16 protein-coding genes are annotated in these 16,468 nt (G+C 70.9%); 6 read left to right on the top strand and 10 right to left on the bottom strand.

The window, feature by feature from the left end:
* Position 1: 1 nt before the first annotated feature.
* Both OG390_RS11005 and OG390_RS11000 read right to left on the bottom strand, forming a co-directional pair.
* Complete coding sequence (locus tag OG390_RS11005; RefSeq protein ID WP_406167060.1) at positions 2-427, bottom strand: hypothetical protein; 426 nt, start codon at positions 425-427, stop codon at positions 2-4.
* Positions 428-581: 154 nt separating this feature from the next.
* Positions 582-818, bottom strand: a complete 237-nt coding sequence (locus OG390_RS11000; protein ID WP_406177604.1) for a S8 family serine peptidase — start codon at positions 816-818, stop codon at positions 582-584.
* A gap of 146 nt (positions 819-964) precedes the next feature.
* Between OG390_RS11000 and OG390_RS10995 the strand changes: the two genes are divergently transcribed.
* Positions 965-1,774 carry an SGNH/GDSL hydrolase family protein gene (locus OG390_RS10995; protein ID WP_406167059.1) on the top strand — a complete coding sequence of 270 codons (810 nt, stop codon included), beginning with the start codon at positions 965-967 and terminating at the stop codon, positions 1,772-1,774.
* An 8-nt stretch (positions 1,775-1,782) separates the two neighbouring features.
* On the opposite strand, the gene OG390_RS10990 is transcribed toward OG390_RS10995, so the two are convergent.
* The 4 genes from OG390_RS10990 to OG390_RS10975 all read right to left on the bottom strand — a co-directional run bounded on the left by OG390_RS10990 (position 1,783) and on the right by OG390_RS10975 (position 8,492).
* Positions 1,783-3,426 carry a serine/threonine-protein kinase gene (locus OG390_RS10990; protein ID WP_406167057.1) on the bottom strand — a complete coding sequence of 548 codons (1,644 nt, stop codon included), beginning with the start codon at positions 3,424-3,426 and terminating at the stop codon, positions 1,783-1,785.
* Between the two features lie 45 nt (positions 3,427-3,471).
* Complete coding sequence (locus OG390_RS10985; RefSeq protein ID WP_406167055.1) at positions 3,472-5,163, bottom strand: nickel transporter; 1,692 nt, start codon at positions 5,161-5,163, stop codon at positions 3,472-3,474.
* Complete coding sequence (locus OG390_RS10980; protein WP_406167053.1) at positions 5,160-6,818, bottom strand: tetratricopeptide repeat protein; 1,659 nt, start codon at positions 6,816-6,818, stop codon at positions 5,160-5,162. Before OG390_RS10980 ends, OG390_RS10985 begins: the two co-directional genes overlap by 4 nt.
* A 135-nt stretch (positions 6,819-6,953) precedes the next feature.
* Positions 6,954-8,492, bottom strand: coding sequence for a DUF4331 domain-containing protein (locus OG390_RS10975; protein ID WP_406167051.1), 1,539 nt, complete (start codon positions 8,490-8,492; stop codon positions 6,954-6,956).
* A 289-nt stretch (positions 8,493-8,781) separates the two neighbouring features.
* Between OG390_RS10975 and OG390_RS10970 the strand changes: the two genes are divergently transcribed.
* From OG390_RS10970 to OG390_RS10955, 4 genes are all read left to right on the top strand, one after another.
* Positions 8,782-9,324: a sigma-70 family RNA polymerase sigma factor gene (locus tag OG390_RS10970; protein WP_406167049.1), complete on the top strand. Its 543-nt coding sequence runs from the start codon at positions 8,782-8,784 to the stop codon at positions 9,322-9,324.
* Entirely contained in the window at positions 9,321-9,608 is a 288-nt protein-coding gene (locus OG390_RS10965; RefSeq protein ID WP_406167047.1) for a hypothetical protein, read from the top strand. The genes OG390_RS10970 and OG390_RS10965 overlap by 4 nt, the downstream gene beginning before the upstream one ends.
* On the top strand, positions 9,605-10,393 hold the full coding sequence (locus OG390_RS10960; RefSeq protein WP_406167046.1) for an anti-sigma factor domain-containing protein: 789 nt from the start codon (positions 9,605-9,607) through the stop codon (positions 10,391-10,393). Before OG390_RS10965 ends, OG390_RS10960 begins: the two co-directional genes overlap by 4 nt.
* 115 nt (positions 10,394-10,508) lie before the next feature.
* Complete coding sequence (locus tag OG390_RS10955; protein WP_399088729.1) at positions 10,509-10,778, top strand: hypothetical protein; 270 nt, start codon at positions 10,509-10,511, stop codon at positions 10,776-10,778.
* A gap of 168 nt (positions 10,779-10,946) precedes the next feature.
* On the opposite strand, the gene OG390_RS10950 is transcribed toward OG390_RS10955, so the two are convergent.
* Positions 10,947-12,155 carry a CaiB/BaiF CoA transferase family protein gene (locus OG390_RS10950; protein ID WP_406167044.1) on the bottom strand — a complete coding sequence of 403 codons (1,209 nt, stop codon included), beginning with the start codon at positions 12,153-12,155 and terminating at the stop codon, positions 10,947-10,949.
* A 120-nt stretch (positions 12,156-12,275) separates the two neighbouring features.
* Here OG390_RS10950 and OG390_RS10945 point away from each other — a divergent pair, with 120 nt between their 5' ends.
* On the top strand, positions 12,276-12,884 hold the full coding sequence (locus OG390_RS10945) for a TetR/AcrR family transcriptional regulator C-terminal domain-containing protein (RefSeq protein WP_406167042.1): 609 nt from the start codon (positions 12,276-12,278) through the stop codon (positions 12,882-12,884).
* A gap of 144 nt (positions 12,885-13,028) precedes the next feature.
* Here OG390_RS10945 and OG390_RS10940 read toward each other — a convergent pair whose 3' ends face one another.
* Genes OG390_RS10940 through hmgA form a run of 3 tightly spaced genes read right to left on the bottom strand, consistent with a single transcriptional unit; the run spans position 13,029 to position 16,353 of the window.
* On the bottom strand, positions 13,029-14,213 hold the full coding sequence (locus tag OG390_RS10940) for a type ISP restriction/modification enzyme (protein WP_406167040.1): 1,185 nt from the start codon (positions 14,211-14,213) through the stop codon (positions 13,029-13,031).
* Positions 14,214-14,225: 12 nt separating this feature from the next.
* Entirely contained in the window at positions 14,226-14,975 is a 750-nt protein-coding gene (locus OG390_RS10935) for a GntR family transcriptional regulator (protein WP_406167038.1), read from the bottom strand.
* Positions 14,976-15,024: 49 nt separating this feature from the next.
* Positions 15,025-16,353: a homogentisate 1,2-dioxygenase gene (gene hmgA / locus OG390_RS10930; protein ID WP_406167036.1), complete on the bottom strand. Its 1,329-nt coding sequence runs from the start codon at positions 16,351-16,353 to the stop codon at positions 15,025-15,027.
* Positions 16,354-16,468: the final 115 nt, after the last annotated feature.

Genomic DNA, 16,468 nt, shown 5'->3' with positions numbered 1-16,468 from the left:
GTCAGGAGGCCCGTGTTCCCGCCGTGCGGCGGCGCCTGCGCCGTACCAGCACCAGCAGGAGAATGACGCTGCTGATCGCGGTCACGGCTGCGATCCCGCCACGGACCGACCAGCGGTGCACGGCCAGCATGCCCTGGGCCACCAGCATGTTGACGACGACCGCGCCCGCGACCGATGCCAGGATGCGGCCGAACGGTTCCAGCCCGCGCAGCGCGGCCGCGATGGCGACCGACGGCGCCGCGAGCAGGAAGAACAGCGTGAACGGTCCGCGCAGCGGTGAGTCGACGTCGGCGAGCGCGAGGACCGCACCGACCACCCCGACCACGGTCGCGGCACCCGCGAGCAGCGGCAACAGGTCCCTCCCCGGATCCTGTCCCGACCGCTCCGCGTCCCGTGATGAAGGTGTCTTGATGCGTATGGTCTGCATTGGCGACTTTGCCCCCTGAAGCGCCGGATGCCGGGCTTCAATGTCGCGCAGCGGTCGGGGGGTAGTCAAGATGCGGAAGACGCGCGTGCGGGTTCTTGGCCTTCTTTGAACAGGTGTTCCCCGGAGGCGTTGGTCGCCTCCGGGGAACTGCCTTTCAGGGCAAGCGATTCGACGCGATCTGGAGCTTGTTCGGCGAGCCGGTGCCCGCACTGGTGACCATGCCGGAGGCGGCGCCGTTCACCAGAGCCGCGGCGACCTGCGCCGGGGTCGCGGAGGTGTGGCCCGCGAGGTGGACGGTGACCGCGCCCGCGACGTGCGGGGTGGCCGTCGAGGTGCCCGAGAGCGTCGCGATCGATCGGTGTTGCTCAAGGGAGTTGACGCCTTGGCGCACGGCTGTCATGTACACGCAATCGAACCCATGGTGAACACGCGGGGTGGGAACCGGTAGGGGCCGAAAAGTCTTGGCATGGACACTTCCAGTCAACACGCGTAGCTGCTACGACAGTTGTGGCAGAGATCCTGCTAAAGGGAGGTTCCATGAGACGTTCCCGAATTACGGCATACGTGACCTCACTCCTCCTCGCCGTCGGTTTCGCCCTCACCGGGGCGGCGACGGCGCAGGCGTCCCAAACCGCCGTGACCACCGGCTACGTGGCCCTCGGCGACTCCTACTCCTCCGGTGTCGGCTCGGGCAGTTACATCAGTTCCAGCGGCGACTGCAAGCGCAGCACGAAGGCGTACCCCTATCTCTGGGCTGCCGCCCACTCGCCCTCGTCCTTCGACTTCACCGCCTGCTCGGGTGCTCGCACGGGTGATGTCCTGGCGAACCAGCTGGGCCCGCTCAACTCCTCCACCGGCCTCGTCTCGATCAGCATCGGCGGCAATGACGCCGGCTTCTCCGATGTCATGACGACGTGTGTGCTCCAGTCCGACAGTTCCTGCCTCGCGCGGATCGCCACGGCGAAGGCATACGTCGACTCGACGCTCCCCGGTCAACTCGACACCGTCTACTCGGCGATCAGCGCGAAAGCCCCGGCCGCCCATGTGGTCGTCATCGGCTACCCCCGCTTCTACAAGCTGAGCGGCTCCTGCGTGGCGGGCCTCTCGGAGACCAAACGGTCCGCGATCAACGGCGCGGCCGACTACCTGGACAGTGCGATCGCCAAGCGCGCCGCCGACCACGGCTTCACCTTCGGCGACGTCAGAGGCACCTTCACCGGCCATGAGATCTGCTCCAGCGACACCTGGCTGCACAGCCTCAATTGGCTGAACATCGGCGAGTCCTACCACCCGACCGCGGCCGGCCAGTCCGGCGGGTATCTGCCGGTCTTCAACGGCGTGGCCTGAACATCCGCCTAGGGTGACGTGGAAGCGGAGGCCTCGTCCGTCGGGGTCTCCGTCGCGCAAGTGATCGAGAACGGCACGGAGTTGGACGTCACGCGGACGGGACTGCGGACCTCCACGCTGATCTCGTTCCGGAACGTCCCGCTCGTGTCGTACGTCGACGCCACCACCGTCTTCTGCTGGGTCCTGCCGCCCCCGGCAGGGAAGGAGAGCGTCTTCCATCCCGGGTCGGTGACATCGCCCGACTTCGTCACCCAGCGGTACTCGACGTCCACCGGTACGCGGCCCACCGTGAACGTCGCGGTGAAGGAGGGTGCCTGGTCGGCGGGCGGCGGACAGGCACCGGAGTAGTCGGTGCGCCGGCCCATGACCGTCACCTGCACGGATTGGGCGGGCGGGGGCGTGGTCGTATGGCCGCCGCCGGGAGCGCTCGTGGAGGGACTTCCCCCACCGGCCGCGCCGGTGCTGCCGTTCCCGCTGCTGCTGTGTCCTCCACCGGAACTTCCGCCGCTGGATGCCTTGTCGGGGCCGCTGTTGCTGGTGTTGGCGCTCCCGCCGTTGCCGCTGTCTCCGCCGTCGCGGTTCAGCAGGGCGTACGTCAGTCCGCCGAGGGCGAGCGCGAGCGCGACCATGCCCGCGATCAGGACGACGGCGGCGCGGCGATTGCGGGCGGGCTCGGGGGTGGTGGCGGTCGCGGGCAGGGTGGCCGAGGCCGGCCCGAACCCGGGCTGTGGCGTGGGTCCGGGCGGAGGCTGGGGGAACGCCGCGCGTGTCTCCGTGTTGAAGGGGCCGGGGGACGGCACGCCCGGGGTCGGAGCGGGCGGTGTGCCGCCCGCGGCGACGATCCGCAGTTCGTGCTCGGCCTGTTCGGCGCCCAACCGCTCGGCCGGGTCCTTGGCGAGCAGCCCCTCGATCACGGGGCCCAGGGAGCCCGCGCGGCGGGGCGTCGGAAGCGGCTCGTCGACGATGGCCCGCAGTGTGCTCAGTGGAGTGTTCTGGCGGAAGGGCGAGTTTCCCTCGACCGCCGCGTACAGGAGCACCCCGAGTGACCACAGGTCCGACTCGGGTCCGGGCGTGCGGCCCAACGCCCGCTCCGGAGCCAGGAATTCGGGTGAGCCGATGACCTCGCCGGTCATCGTCAGCGCGGAACTGCCCTCGACCATCGCGATACCGAAGTCCGTGAGGACGATCCGTCCGTCGTTCGCCATCAGGACGTTGCCCGGCTTCACATCGCGGTGCAGGACCCCCGCTTCGTGCGCGGCACGCAGCGCGGCGAGCACCTCGGCGCCTATGTGCGCAGCCCGCTGCGGGGGCAGCGGGCCCTCGGCGTCCAGCAGATCGGAGAGGGCGAGGCCACGGATCACCTCCATCACGATCCAGGGCCGGCCGTCCTCGGTGGCCACGTCGTACACCGTCACCACATTGCGGTTCGAGACGCGGGCGGCGGCCCAGGCCTCGCGTTCCAGCCGCGCGTACATCCGCTCGACCTCGTGCGCCGGAAGTCCGGCCGGGGCGCGGACCTCCTTGACGGCGACCTCGCGCTGCAGCACTTCGTCGCGGGCGCGCCACACCGTTCCCATGCCGCCCTCGCCCAAGGGCGACAGCAGACGGTAGCGCCCCGCGATCACACGTTCACTGCCCGGATCTTCGGACACGTGCGTCCCCCATTCGCATCCGCGCGATTTCTCCACAAAAGTAGCTCAGCCGAGTGCGGATGCCGCCCCCTTGAACACCAATCCGGCCCCAAGCGCTACGACGACGAACGCCGATCCCAGCGGTGCGCTCCTGCGCAACAGGGCCACGACGCGTCCCTCGGCCCACCGCGGGCGCTTGGCCAGGGCCCGGGTCATCCCGCCGCCCAGCTTGACGACGGCGAACCCGGCCGCCGTGAGCGTCAGGGCGAGCCCGACGCCGTACGCGAGGACGAGAAGGAGCCCGAACCAGGCCTGTCCCAGGGCCGCGGCGCCGACGAGCACGACGACGGCGGACGGGCTGGGCACGAGCCCTCCGGCGAAGCCGAGGAGGATCGTGCCGCGGACGGTGGGGGCGGTGGAGTGGGTGTGGGTGAAGCCGCCATGTGTGTGTTCGAGGGTGGGGGAGGGGGCGGCGGTGGCGGTGTGCGTGTGCGCATCCGCGCGGCCTTGGGGGTGGGCCCCGCCGTTGGTGTCCGTCGCCGGGGATGCGTGGGCGTGCGCGAGGACCAAGGGGCGTTCGTGTTCTTCCGCGTGCTCGTGGGGGTGGTGGTCGTGCGGGTGTCCGTGATCGTGGGCCTGGTCGTGGTCGTGGTCGTGCGTGTGTCCGTGGTCATGGCCGTGATCGTGGGTATGTCCGTGACCAGGGGAGTGCCCGTGCCCGTGCGCGCGGTTGCGCCAGGCCCGGCGTACGAGCGTCACGCCCGCGGTCGTCACCAGGGCGCCGCTCGCGATGCCCAGCCACGCGATCACGGACGGCGTCGCCGCTGAACCGGCCGTGACCAGGAGGCCGAGGGCGACGACGCCCAGGGTGTGGGTGACCGTCACGGAGGCGGCCAGGGGCAGGACGTCCTTCAGGCGCGCCCTGCCCCCGCGTGCCGCCGCCGTCGCGGCCATCAGCGTCTTGCCGTGGCCCGGCGCGAGCGCGTGCATCGCGCCCAGGCCCACCGAGATGAGCAGGGCGAGCGCGGCGAAACCGAACGTCAGATCATGGCGGGCCACCAGCCCGTCGAGCGCCCGGGTCCAGCGGTCGGCGCCGCGCGGCAGTACGGAGGCGGCCGGCGCGTTCCGCCGCTCCTCTACGAGGGCGGGGCCGCCGGGGCGGATCCGCACAGACGCCTTCGCGGTGTCGGCCGGCGAGGAGAGCAGCGCCTTGGGGTAGTCGGTCAGCTCCTTGGACACCGACTTCTTCGGTACGTCCGACGAGGTGAGCGTCATCCGGTCGCCGCGCGCGGTGATCTCGCGCCAGCCGGGCCCCCGGTCGGCCCCGGCGCTGTGGAAGCCGAGGGAAACGGTGTCCCCCTTGGGCAACGACGCCGTCAACCGGCACTCCACACGCAGGGTGTTGAGACCCGCCTGCCCGGGCCGCACGCGCGCGTGGCTCGCGCCGACCGTCAGCGGCACCTCGCGCCCGCCCACGGTGACCTCGCTGCCGCGTGCCGCCGACGCGCACCGCTCGCGGGCCCAGTCCGCCATGCCGAGCTTGTTTATCTGCGGCTTGGCCTGTGTGGCCGGAATCTCCGCGAGGTCCTCGACGTGGTCGACCCGCAACTGCCCCGGGGCGGCGACAAGTCCGTCGTACCGATTCACGGTGAAGTTGCCGAGCGGGTGAGCGCTCGCGGCCCCGGAGGGCACGAGCACGAGTGCGCAGGCGGCCGTGAGGACGGCCGCGCAGGAGGCTGGGACGCGACGGGGCTTCACTTCGCGGCCTCCAGTGCCTTACGGGCCGCATGGACGCCCAGCGGTGAGAAGCCAGGGTTCAGGTCGAGGGCCGACGTCAGCGAGGCACGGGCCTCCTTCGCGTGGCCGGTGGCGCGCTCGATCATGCCGCGGTGGTAGAGAAAGGACGCGTTGCGGTAGCCGGTGGCCGTCGCCCGGCGGGCGTACGGCAGGGCTTGTGTGTCGCGGCCGTTGACGTGCAGGGCCCAGGCGAGGGCGTTCGCGGTGTGCACGGTGTGGCGGCGGGCCCACTCCGCGCGGGCCGCCTTCAGCGCGGCCTCGCGGTCGCCGTGGTCGGCGGCGGCCAGAGCGGTGTCGAGGTCGGCGTCGACGCCGTTGGCGCGGGCCAGCGAGACCCAGGCGTTCACCAGGGAGTACTGGTCACGGGCCTTCTGGGCGTCGCCCTTCTTGCCGCGCGCCTCGTACAACTCTCCAAGCTCCACGAGGGGTTGGGGGAGCGGATAGCGGTCCACGACCTGCTCCATGCCACGGATCGCCGTCGCGCGGTCCCCCCGCGCCGCCTGCGCGCGGGCGCGGCCTTCGAGCGCGGGGAGGTAGGTGTCGTCGGCGCCGAGCGCCCGCGCGTAGTACGTGAGCGCCGTGCCGTACTCGCCCTGGTTCCACGCGAGTTGGCCGAGCGCGGTCGCCACGTACGAGACGTCGCCGCGGGTCGTCGCCGTACTGAGCGCCTGCTGAAGGACCCGGCGGGCGGTCTTCACATCGCCGCGCAGCTCGTGCACATAGGCGTACCGCGTGAAGACGGGCACGCCGGGGTGGCGCGAGTCGGCCACGTCGGCGGCCTTCGAGGCCTCGTCGTAGCGCCCGAGTTCGACCAGGGCGTCGATGCGGGAGCACAGGGCGCGCTCGCTGTACGGATTCTCCTTCAGCACCTTGTCCGCGTACTTGAGGGCGCCGGTGAAGTCGTGCCGGGCCGCGGCGAGGGCGGCGCGCCCCGCGAGCGCGGACTCGTTGTCGGGGCGCAGCTCCAGGGATCGGTCCAGCGCCTGCTCGGCCTGCGGATACCGGGAGGGATCGCCCTTGGTGCGGGCCTGTTCCACAAACGCGAGCCCGAGCGTCGCCCAGCCGCCGAAGTCCTTGGGCTGCGACTTGAGATGGGCCTGCAGAGAGGTGATGCTCGCGTCCAGATCCCCGCCGGCGAGCAGCTGTGGCGATGCGCCGGTGGGCGCGGATGCCACGGTGGAGGTCGTTCCGCCGTCCCGGACGGCCCCGAGCACCACCGCACCCGCGGTGAGCGCGACGGCCAACGCGGCGGAGCAGGTGATGAGTTGGGCCGCACGCCGGCGTCGCTGAGACACCGACAGCCGTCGCACAGCGGCGACGCGCTCGTCGGCGGGCGCTTCCGGGGCCCCGACCGTGCCGATGCCGGGCGCCTCCGCGGCTCCCACGGTGCCTGCGTCGGGCGCTGCGGGGACCTCCACGGTGCCTGCGTCGGGCGCTTCCGGGACCTCCGCGGTGCCTGCGTCGGGCGCTTCGGGGACCTCCGCGGTGCCTGCGTCGGGCGCTTCGGGGACCTCCGCGGTGCCTGCGTCGGGCGCTTCCGCGGCCCCCACGGCGCCCGTGTCGGGCGTGGCCTCCTCGGCGTCCGTCGTCGCGCTCTCGTTCGTACGCGGGGACATGCCCTCTCCTCAAAGTCCTTGGCGGAAACGGTCGTTGCGGGGGTAGGGGCGGCGCGGCCCGCACCGTGGGGGATGGGTACGTGCGGGCCGCGCCAGTCGGTGAGCCGGGCCGCGGGGCCCGGCTGTGCTGCCGGGTCAGTAGGCCCGGTTGTGCATCCGTCGGCGCCACCACATGAGGCCGGTGGCGATCAACAGGAACCCGGCCGCGCCCGCCGCCGCGGAGGCCGCGATCAGCGTGGTGTCGGTGCCGCTGCCGGAGGAGCCCGCGGGCTTCAGCGCGTCACCGAGCTGGTTGCGCACGTCGGTCCCGCTGGTGGTGCCCTTGGCGAGCGCTCCGCGCGAACCCGAGGTCGGCTCGGCCACGTACGGGAAGTAGTTCTCGAACTTCTTGTCGTTCTTGTCGACCGCGTCGCCCAAGTCGTTCTTGGACCCGACCAGTTCACCCTCGACGACCTGGAGCGAGGCGTCGATCACGTCGTCGGTGAGCCGACGTCCGTTCGGGAAGCCCGCGTTGTCGCCATCGAGCACGCCGAGCCGCTTGGGATGCATGGTGGGCTTGATCGAGGTGTTGAGCCGCAGCTCCTCCGCCGGGCGCACGTTGGGCGGCTGGTTGAGGCCCTTCACGCCCTTCAGGAACACGTCGACCAGGTCATTGCGGGGTTCCGCGGGAGCCTTGATCTTGTAGATCGCCTCGATGAGCTTCGGCAGCTCCGGGTTGGTCACGTTCTTCAGGAACTGACCGTCGTTCCACGGCGCGGACGCGTTGAACTTGTCCTTGTCCTTCTGCGGGTTGACGACCTCGTTGACCAGCGGCATGCCGAGCCGGGAGACCTGCGTCCAGTCGCCGTGCGCGTCCTTGCGCTGGGTGGTGGACCAGATGCCGACGATCGGCTGTCCGGCCGACTCGCGGATCATGTCGTTCGGGACCTGCAGGGCTATCGAGTTGACGTTGTAGCCCTTGAGGGTGTCCCGCCCGACCTCGGTCAGGTTCCCGCCGTACAGCAGGTCGAAGACGCGCAGGTCCAGGAAGAACGGGTCGTCCGCCTGCCCGGCGAACGTCGTGGAACCGCCCGCGAGCTTGTATACGGCCTGGTCGCGCAGCTTGCCGTAGTCCGGCATCGATGCCTTGCCGACGTTCGACGGGGCCACCGGAACGTCGTCGGCGACCTTCGTGCGCGACACCAGCTTCTGGTTGTGCAGCCGCAGCAGATCGATGTCGTACGTCTGCGTGATGTTCAGGTCGGGGTCGTCAAGGCTGGTGACCGGACCCGTGTTGTAGAGGAAGGTGTTGCCGTTCTTGCGGTGCGTCTTGAAGGTGTAGCGGTAGATCAACTCACCTTGTGCGTCACCGTTGTTGTCGATGTGGATGTCGTACTGGGCGTCGTCGGCGAAGGTGTAGAAGTTCGGTCCACCGGCCGGTTCCTCGAAGGGAATCCAGTTCGCCACGACGGTCGTGGTGTTGGGCTTGTCGGGGCTCACGAACGCGTACACGTCCGTGTTGTCGTACTGGGGCTGCCCCGAGATCAGGGGGGCCTCCCGGTGGCTGGAGGCGGAGGCCGCCCCCGGTTCCAGCGCGGTCATGCCGGCGGCTGCGAGCCCCCCGGCGGCCAGCGCACCACATACGAGGGTCGCGAGACTCCTGCGTCCCGCGCCGCTCCTGGAGAAAGGTGTCATGCCGTCCGTCCTCACGTCCCGATTGCCTGACGCACGCCATTCGGAGCGGTCGCCGGGGTGGATTGGTCGAATCCCAAACGTTCTTACGGCGGCTTGGTCGGCTTGTTTCATCGACGAGCTCGTTTGTTTGTTCGCCGGCGGACCCGGGAACCGTTCGGCCGCAGTCTCAGAAGTGTTCGGAGACGGACCCGCGTTTTCGGTTCGCTGATCCGTAACCCCATCCGTAGACACGCTCGCTGCGAACACGTAGGGGAAAGGACGGGCCGTGTGCGGCCGGAGAGGGGGACGGGTGGAGGCGGACGAACTTCTGGTGCTCGTGGCCGGAGGTGACCAGAAGGCATTCGAGGAGTTGTACGGACTGGTGTCCGGGCCGGTGTTCGGACTGGTGCGCCGGGTGGTCCGGGACCCGGCCCAGACGGAGGAGGTGGCCCAGGAGGTGCTGCTCGAACTCTGGCGCTCCGCCGCACGGTTCGACCCCGGACGCGGCAGCGCCCTGTCCTGGATCCTCACCCTCGCGCACCGCCGCGCCGTCGACCGGGTCCGCAGCGCCCGCGCGGCCACCGAACGCGAGCAGCGCGAGGGGCGGCGGGCTCATCACCCCGCCTTCGACCAGGTCGCCGAGGAGGTCGAGGCCGGGCTCGAACGCGAGTGGGTGCGCCGCTGCCTGGACCGGCTCACCGCCCTGCAACGCCAGTCCGTCACCCTCGCCTACTACGACGGCTACACGTACCGTGAAGTGGCCGAACGGCTCAAGCTGCCCCTCGGCACCGTCAAGACCCGTATGCGCGACGGCCTCACGCGCCTGCGCGAATGCCTGGGAGGTGCCGTATGAGCGCCCTGTACCGCGTGGCCGCCCCCGCGGACCGTCTTGACGGCTCCGTGGACCGCCTTGACGCCCCTGCGGACCGTCTTGACGGCTCGGTGGACCGCCTTGACGCCCCTGCGGACCGTCTTGACGGCTCCGCGCACCGCGGCGACCGCTGCGTGCTGCGCCTCCGCGACGCCCTGGACCGCAGGGGCGGGAGCCGGAACCGGCGGACCGGCGCCTTGGACCGCCTCGGCCGGGCCCCGCACCGACCGGGCAACGCCCCGGAGCGCTCGGGAGGCATCGCATGAGCCTGCTCGACCGCTTCCTGCGCCGCGATCTGCACTCGCTCGCCGCCCCCTACGCCCTCGACGCCCTCGAACCCGACGAGCGCCGCCGCTTCGAACGCCATCTGAGTGGCTGTGGGCGCTGCACCGCCGAGGTGCGGGCGCTGACCGAGGACGCGGTGCGGCTCGCCTGGTCGACGGCGGCACCGGCACCGGCCGCGCTGCGGGACCGCGTGCTGACCGCCGTACGCACCACAGCGCAGGAGGCGCCGCGTCAGGCGGCACTACGCGCCCGTGCTCCTCTGCAGCCCTCACGCGCGCGCGCCCCCCGCTTCCGTCCCCTTCTCGCCCCGCTCGCCACCACCACGGCCGCCGCGGCCCTCGTCGTCGCGTCCCTGTTCGCCGTACAGGCGACACAGACCCAGGACAAGCTCGATCAGGAGCGCGCCCAGGCACGTGAGATCGCCCACGTTCTCGCGGCGCCCGACGCACGCGCGACCAGTGAACGGGACGCACAGGGACACGGAATCGGAGTGGTGGCCTCCGCATCGGAGCGGCGCGCCGTCGTGACGGTGAGCGGACTCGGCACTCCCTCCGGAGGGCGGGTGCACCAGCTGTGGCTCATGCGCCCCAACGAGAATCCGCGCTCCCTCGGGCTCTTCGACGGCGACACGCCCTTGGTCGCCGACGGACTGAATACGAATGCGACGTCACTCGCTGTGACCGTCGAACCTCACGGAGGCTCAGTCCAGCCCACCACTACACCAGTTGTCCAACTCGCCCTGGAATCGGTTGGATTCGGAGAGTGATCGTCAACACCCTTACGGGGAAGGTGAATCCTGTGCCCGCGATACACGAGTGCCACGAGGGAGCGATAGGGTTAGCCTGCCCGGGCCGGGTGGACTCGTACGGGTGGGGAGTGACATGGAACAGATAACAGTGCGCAGCAGGGCACGTGTCCCTGCGATCACCTGCGGGAGCAGCGCGACCAGTTCGCGCCTCGACCGCCATCTCGCGGTGCTGGGCGGCCCTGCCATCCCGCAGCGCGAAACGGCCGAGGCGACCTCGCTGATGCGTGAGCTCACCGCGCGTGACACCGCGCACGACAGCAGCGGAAGGGTCGCGCGGGTGAGGCGGGTCTCGCTCTTCGCACCGCTCAAGCGGCTGCGTCGTACGCTCTTCGGCAGCCGCTGAGCAGCGCTTCGACACCGGCATTCCACGACCCGCGCTCCGGCGAACCCACCGACCCGGCGCAACGCTGCACTTCCGCGTCCGTCATCCCCACGGCAGGCAGCGGCGCCCGGTGGGTCATCATGCCGGGCGCGGGTCACCACACTCGGCAGGTTGCCGCGCCCGGCATGCTCAGCGGGCCGCCCAGTCCCGCACCAACTCCGTGACGTCCGCATCCGTCATCCCCAGCGACCGCAACACCGCACCGGTGTGTTCCCCGAGCCGGGGAACGGCCCCCATCCGCGCTTCTTCCCCACCCGGCAGCGTGATCGGCGGCAGCAACGCCCGCAGCGGCCCCACCGCTGACCCCACTGTCCGCCACCGGTCCCTGGCCGCCAGCTGCGGATGCTCCGCCACGTCCTGTACGTCCCTCAGGAGGGCGCAGGCGATGCCCGCGCCCTCCAGCCGGGCCACGGCCTCGTCTGCGCCGAGCGCGCCGAGCGCCTTCGCCACCAGCGCGTCCGTGCGCTCCCGGTTCTCGACACGCGCCGCGTTCGTCGCGTACGCCGGATCGTCCGCCAACTCCGGCTCGCTCAATACCCGCTCGGCGAGCCGTCGCCACTCCCGGTCGTTCTGCACCGACAGCAACACCCGCCCGCTGTCCGCCGTCGGATAGGCGTCGTACGGCGCGATGACGGCGTGCGCGAGGCCCGTACGCGCCGGGGGTGTTCCCCCGTGCATCGCATGGTGCAGCGGATGCCCCATCCACTCGGCGAGCGACTCCAGCATCGACACCTCCACCGGCCCCCCGCGCCCGGTCGTGCCGCGCCGCACCAGCGCCGCGAGCACCCCCGAGAACGCGTACATGGCCGCCGCGATGTCCGCCGCCGGAATCCCCGCCTTCACCGGCTGCTCCGGTGTCCCCGTCACCGACACCAGCCCGGCCTCGCACTGCACGAGCATGTCGTACGCGCGTTTGTCGGCGTAGGGTCCCGAGTCCCCGTACCCGGAGATGTCCACGGCGATGAGCCGTGGATGCGCGGCGCACAGCGTCGCCGCGTCCAGGCCGAGCCGCGCCGCCGCACCCTGGGCGAGGTTCTGCACGAACACGTCCGCGTCCGCGACCAGACGGCGTACGACGTCGAGCCCCCGCGGGTCCTTCAGATCGAGCGCGACGGACTCCTTCCCCCGGTTGCACCACACGAAGTGCGAGGCGAGTCCGGCGGCCGCGGTGTCGTATCCGCGGGCGAAGTCCCCGCCGTCGATTCGCTCGACCTTGACGACCCGGGCGCCGAGATCGGCGAGCTGGCGGGTTGCGAAGGGCGCGGCTACGGCCTGCTCGACGGCGACGACGGTGATGCCCTCCAAGGGCAGGGGAAGTGGCTGCATGCGCTGGATCATGACCTGTGCGTAAGACCTTTGTCATGCGTGGATGTTGACGGGGCAATCTTCTGGGGCCACGGTGGCTGATCGTTTACACGATTCACTGGCCGATACACCCGACCTCACCCGGAGGTGCGCGTGTGTGACCTGCACGACCAGCATGAACACGAGTCGACGACCGCGAGCGGCCAGGCGCTGAGCCGCCGCCCCATCATGCAGCTGCTCGGCGCGGCCGGAGTCACCACCACCGCGATGACCGCCGTGACCTTCACCTTCCTCGGCGTCGCCGGTCGCGCCGGCACCCCGCTCGGCACCAAGATGCACACCTGGTCCACCGCGTCCTGCGCGGCTGCGGCCCCCGGTCAGGCCGCCGTCATCGCCGCCGCCCAGTACCTCGCGGCGGCCGCCGTCGACAACGCCCTGCGCCGACTGGAGCACTGCCTTGCCTGCCTCGACCCGCTGGAGGCGCCGTACGGCACGAAGTTCGAGCTGATCGCCATGCTCAACGGGGGCGTGACGACCTACGTCGGCAATGAACTGGCCACCGCCGAACGCTCCCGTTCGCTGCCCTGGTCGGAGGAGCAGGAGAACGCGGTCCGGATCGCCTATCTGGGGTCGCAGATGGCGACCGGCGCCTATCCGCGTATGGCCGCGGCCTTCATGCAGGACGCCGGGCCCATCGACCTGGAGGCGGTGTTCGAGCGGGCGCTGGGGCGGGTCCTCGACGCGTTCGAGCCGAAAGGCTAGGGCCCGTCGTTTGGATCAGGCCGGATCAGGGAGCGGGGCTTGGCGCGTGCGGCTGCAAGGCGGAGGAGGGAGTCGGGGAGTGACGACAACGCCGCAGATGTGCGTGCCAAGCCCGCGAGCTCGGCCTGATCCACACGACAGGCCCTAGATCAGGGCGAACTGCCCTTCGGGGCCCTCTTCGTGGTGGTCGAGGACGGAGGCCGGCCGACGCGCCATGTCCGGAACCGGGAGCACGCCGGCCTTGCGCAGTTGGGCCCGCGTGATCGGTGACTCGATCGTCAATTCGGCCTGTTGGGGGCGCAGTTCCGCGAGCAGTGCGAGTACCGTGACGAGTTCCAGCAACTCGGACGTCCAGGCCTGCGGCCAGGTGGCGGGCCGGATCGACTCCAGGGTGCCCGGGTCGGGCGGCAGTTCCGTCCTGGCCGCGAACCACTGCTCCAGTACGCGCACTCCGCCCACCGCGAAGTCCCAGGCCTGCGGGGGCACGGGCGAGACCCGGCCCTCGTCGAGGTGGAGGGCCTCCTCGTCGCGGTCGTAGTGCATCTCCAGCGGGCGGGCCGGGAGCGGGGCGCGGACATACGGGCGGCGGCCACCGGGAAGCTTGGGGCGCTCGCCGTGGCGGCGCATCAGCCACAGCATCCGGCGGCCCAACTCGACGCCGTGCGCCCACACCTCGGGGTCGGCGGTGAGCGGGACGACCCGTCCGTCGCGGCCGGCGCGCGCGACCGCCACCGTCCAGGCGAGGACGTCGACGGGGGTGGGGGAGTGGCCGAGGCGGGTGCCGAGGTGCTCCAACAGGCCCGGAGCCAGATTCGGTTCGAGGCCGGCGGGGCGCCGGTAGAGGGGGCGGACGCGGCCCGCGCGACCGGCACTCAGGGGCAGTGCGGAGACGGCCAGCAGCACCGGCCCCGACGCATCGGAAACCACCGTCTGCTCGACCGCGAACACCTGAAGCTCATCGGCCACCCGCCACAACTCGGGGCGCGCCGCGTCGATCAGCCGCTGGTCGGGAATCAGCCACTGCTCGTCGAAGGGTCCGTGCAGGACGCGTACCGGCTCGGGGCAGGGACCCGACTCGCGCGCCAGCCGGCCCGTCCCGGTGGACTGTCCCGGCAGCTGTGCCACCGGCGAGTGCGTCGTGCGCGAGCGCGTCGGGCCGAACAGCGTCTCGCGGTCCGGCCCTTCGGCCTTCATCAAGGCGTCCCAGCGTCCCCTCAGGGTTGCCGCGTCGGGCGCCGTCGGCCACCCCCGGCCCAGCCTCGGCGGTGCGACGGACCACGGCATGAGGTCCGCGAGCAGCGGAGCGTCGTCGTGCGTCACGCTCGGCATCGTACGACGTGATCAGTGGGTGTCGAGGGTGACCGTGAAGGAGAAGCGGTCCCCGCGGTAGTGGATGACGGCCACGTCGAGAGCCCGCCCCTCCTGGTCGTAGATGACGCCCGTGTAGCGCAGGATCGGGCTGAGCAGCGGTACTTGGAGCAGCCGCGCCGTCTCCGGGTCCGCGAGCCGCGCCTCCACGGTGTCGGTGATGCGGCTGATGCTGACGCCGATCACGTCCCGCAGCACCTTGGTCATCGGCCAGCGGATCAGATCCTCGCGGTCGATGCGCTCCGCCAGCTCCGGCCTGATGTAGTTGCGCGCGTGGTTCGTCGGCTCGCCCGTCTTCTCGTCGCCGCGCAACCGGTGATACATCGCGACCTCGTCCACATCCGGGAAATACTCCATCAATTCCCCCGAAACCGGAGCTTTCCCCTGTTCCAGCAATTCGGTGGCCATGCCGGACTGTTGGGCGACGATCGCGTCCACCGAGCCGAGCAGTCGCACGGGCGCGCCCCGCTGAGCGCTCGGCTCGATGAACGTGCCCCGTCGGCGATGGCGTGTGATGAGCCCCTCGTCCTCCAGCTCCTTGAGCGCCTGCCGCATGGTCAGCACACTCACCCCGTAATGCCCCGCGAGCTGCTCCTCCGTGGGCAGCCGCAGCGGGTCCTGGGGCGAGCGGCCGAGTATCGAGGCACGCAGGGACTGCGAGACCTGATACCAGAGCGGAAGCTTGCGGTTCAGGACGATCGAGTCCGGGGCGAAGGAGGTCACGAGGGTATCCGTACCGGTCGCGGGCCGTGAATGCAACGGGCGGTGAATCTCAGTCGACCGGGCGGGAGCCCGGTCGGAAGTGCCGCTGGAGGCCCTGCCACACGTCGTCGTACCCCTGTTGCAGATGCTCCGCCCGCTGCGCCTGGGCCGTCGCGGTGACCGGCCAGCGTGTCTCGAACATGAAGGCGAGCCCGTCGTCGATCTTCTGCGGGCGCAGCTCCGCGGCGCTCGCCCGGTCGAAGGTCTCCCGGTCCGGCCCGTGCGCCGACATCATGTTGTGCAGCGAGCCGCCGCCCGGAACGAAGCCCTCCGCCTTCGCGTCGTACGCGCCCTCGATGAGCCCCATGTACTCACTCATCACATTCCGGTGGAAGTACGGCGGCCGGAACGTGTCCTCGCCCACCAGCCAGCGCGGCGCGAAGACCACGAAGTCGACGCCGGCCAGGCCCGGAGTGTCCGACGGGGACGTCAGCACCGTGAAGATCGACGGATCCGGGTGGTCGTAGCTGATGGTGCCGATCACATTGAAACGGCGCAGATCATAGATGTACGGCACATGGTTGCCGTGCCAGGCGACCACGTCCAGCGGCGAGTGGTCGTACGTCGCCGTCCAGAGGTTGCCGCAGAACTTGTTCACCACCTCGACCGGGCCCTCGACCTCCTCGTACGCGGCGACGGGTGCGAGGAAGTCGCGGGCATTGGCGAGACCATTGGCGCCGATCGGGCCGAGGTCGGGCAGCTGGAAGGGTGCTCCATAGTTCTCGCACACATAGCCCCGGGCGGAGTCATCCAGGAGGTCCACACGGAAGCGGACACCACGGGGAACCAGCGCGACCTGGCTCGGCTCCACATGCAGCAGGCCGAATTCGGTTCGCAGCAGCAGCCCGCCGCGCTCCGGCACGATCAGCAGTTCGCCGTCGGCGTCGCTGAACACCCGCTCCATCGAGGAGTTGGCGTGATACAGGTGCACCGCCATGCCGGTGCGCTGGGTCGCGTCGCCGTTGCCCCCGAGGGTCCACAGGCCCTGTACGAAATCCGTCCCGGCCGGGGGCTCGGGCAGCGGGTTCCAGCGCAGCCGGTTCGGGTCGGGCGCCGCCTCCGTGAAGGGAGCCGTGCGGAGCGCGCCGCTGTTCACGCGGGTGAACGCGGGGTGCGCGGCCGACGGACGGATCCGGTACAGCCACGAGCGCCGGTTGTGCGCCCTCGGCTCTGTGAACGCCGTACCGCTCAGCTGCTCCGCGTACAGCCCGAGCGGTGCGCGCTGCGGCGAGTTGCGGCCGTGCGGCAGTGCCCCCGGGACCGCCTCCGAGCTGAACTCGTTGCCGAAACCGGACAGGTAGGTCAGCCCCTCGGCCGTCTTCCTCGCGTCCCCGCTCATGATCGCTCCCTCGCGCCTGATTCCTATGCAACACCGTAGGATTCAGGTTTTCCGCGCGCAAGGGGTGGACTCAGCGCATCGCACGGGATCGGCCATGGGCGGCGTACCGCAGTGA

The organism is Streptomyces sp. NBC_00996 (genome assembly GCF_045162675.1).
Taxonomy (GTDB): domain Bacteria; phylum Actinomycetota; class Actinomycetes; order Streptomycetales; family Streptomycetaceae; genus Streptomyces.
The sequence above is the reverse complement of the archived record's forward strand: the minus strand, read 5'-3'. Positions and strand labels throughout refer to the sequence as shown.

Bases quoted from the DNA above. Each gene is read 5' to 3' on its own strand.
- hmgA (WP_406167036.1), bottom strand. From the start codon at position 16,353: ATGAGCGGGGACGCGAGGAAGACGGCCGAGGGGCTGACCTACCTGTCC.
- OG390_RS10950 (WP_406167044.1), bottom strand. From the start codon at position 12,155: ATGATCCAGCGCATGCAGCCACTTCCCCTGCCCTTGGAGGGCATCACC.
- OG390_RS10965 (WP_406167047.1), top strand. From the start codon at position 9,321: ATGAGCGCCCTGTACCGCGTGGCCGCCCCCGCGGACCGTCTTGACGGC.
- OG390_RS10995 (WP_406167059.1), top strand. From the start codon at position 965: ATGAGACGTTCCCGAATTACGGCATACGTGACCTCACTCCTCCTCGCC.
- OG390_RS10980 (WP_406167053.1), bottom strand. From the start codon at position 6,818: ATGTCCCCGCGTACGAACGAGAGCGCGACGACGGACGCCGAGGAGGCC.
- OG390_RS10960 (WP_406167046.1), top strand. From the start codon at position 9,605: ATGAGCCTGCTCGACCGCTTCCTGCGCCGCGATCTGCACTCGCTCGCC.
- OG390_RS10975 (WP_406167051.1), bottom strand. From the start codon at position 8,492: ATGACACCTTTCTCCAGGAGCGGCGCGGGACGCAGGAGTCTCGCGACC.
- OG390_RS10940 (WP_406167040.1), bottom strand. From the start codon at position 14,213: ATGCCGAGCGTGACGCACGACGACGCTCCGCTGCTCGCGGACCTCATG.
- OG390_RS11005 (WP_406167060.1), bottom strand. From the start codon at position 427: ATGCAGACCATACGCATCAAGACACCTTCATCACGGGACGCGGAGCGG.
- OG390_RS10955 (WP_399088729.1), top strand. From the start codon at position 10,509: ATGGAACAGATAACAGTGCGCAGCAGGGCACGTGTCCCTGCGATCACC.